The sequence below is a fragment of the Sphingomonas lycopersici genome (assembly GCF_026130605.1).
Taxonomy (GTDB): Bacteria; Pseudomonadota; Alphaproteobacteria; order Sphingomonadales; family Sphingomonadaceae; genus Sphingomonas; species Sphingomonas lycopersici.
In genome coordinates, this window is record NZ_JANFAU010000032.1 from 1 (window position 1) to 1315 (window position 1315).

Below are 1315 nucleotides of genomic sequence, written 5' to 3' on the forward strand. Positions count from 1 at the left end.
TTCTGGCGGCTCAACGCTTATATCGCTCGTGTGTCAGGCCTGTTCGCGTGGCTCATCGTTTGCCACTGGCCGGTATGCAGTTCGAAGAACGAGGTCCACATCGGTTCAGAGAGCTACGATGCTCGCGCCCCGGGACTGGTTTCCACGTTCTGAACATTGAAGTCCTTGCCGCATAATCGTCAGTCGATCTCCTTGCGAGGGCCGCGAAGCCCTCAGGCGCTTACCGGTTCGCTTCAGAGGAAGACGACCGGCTTACGCCATCCGATAATTCTCTTCTCGCGTCATCATCGCCCAGATCATACGCGCCATCTTATTGGCCAAGGCGACCGCAGCCACCATTCGCGGCTTGCGGCCGAGTACATGGCCGAGCCAGTTGTCGGGCAGGACGCCTTTGCGGACGATCCATCTGATCCGGCTCATCGCGCCGACGATCAGCAGCTTGCGGATATCGGCCTGCCCCATTTTGCTGACCGAGCCGAGCCGCGTTTTGCCGCCGGTGGATCGCTGTCGCGGGACCAAGCCCAGCCACGCGGCGAAGTTCCTCCCGCTTGCAAAGGTACACAGATCCGGCGCGAAGGCCATGATCGCGCCCGCGGTCACGGGGCCGACCCCCGGCACCGTACACAGCCGACGCATGGCGTCGTCCACCTTGGTCGAGTGAACGAGCTTGGAGTGCAACTCCTCGATCTTGTTCGTGAGCAATGCGATCTGGTCCAGATAGAGGCGTGCGACATCGCGAACAGCGTCGGGAAGATCGATCGCGCCGTCGTCAATCATACCGACGACGAACTTCAGGTTCGCAGGCCCCTGCGCCACCACCAAGCCGAACTCGGCCAGATGACCGCGCAATGCATTGATCAGTTGAGTGCGCTGGCCGACAAAGGACTGATGTGTCCGGAAAGCTACGGCACGGGCCTGATGCTCGGCGCTCTTCACCGCCACATAATGCAGGTTCGGTCGAACAGCCGCTTCCGCGATCGCCGCGGCGTCCGCCGCATCGTTCTTCTGCCGTTTGACGAACGGCTTTACGTAGATCGGCGGGATCAGGCGGACATCATGCCCCAGTGCTTGCGCAAAACGCCCCCAGAAGTGGCTCGTAGCGCAAGCTTCCATCGCGACGATGCATGGCGCCTGTTCGCGCAGATGTGCCTCAAGCTTGGCCCGCGATACTGTCCGGTTGAATAGAACCGCCCCTCCCGGCGCTGTCGCGCAGATCTGGAAGCTGCGCTTCGCCAGGTCGATGGCGAGGATGTGGACGTCGGTCATCTGCTCCTCCTTCGCTTGGCACCTCCCGGTGCCGGTCCGGCATCATACG

At 61.9% G+C, this 1315-nt stretch carries 1 protein-coding gene; it reads right to left on the reverse strand.

Translation table 11 applies throughout. The features are described from left to right. Window positions 1-252 precede the first annotated feature (252 nt). Window positions 253-1266 carry an IS110 family RNA-guided transposase gene (locus tag NED98_RS23105; RefSeq protein ID WP_265314686.1) on the reverse strand — a complete coding sequence of 338 codons (1014 nt, stop codon included), beginning with the start codon at window positions 1264-1266 and terminating at the stop codon, window positions 253-255. Window positions 1267-1315: the final 49 nt, after the last annotated feature.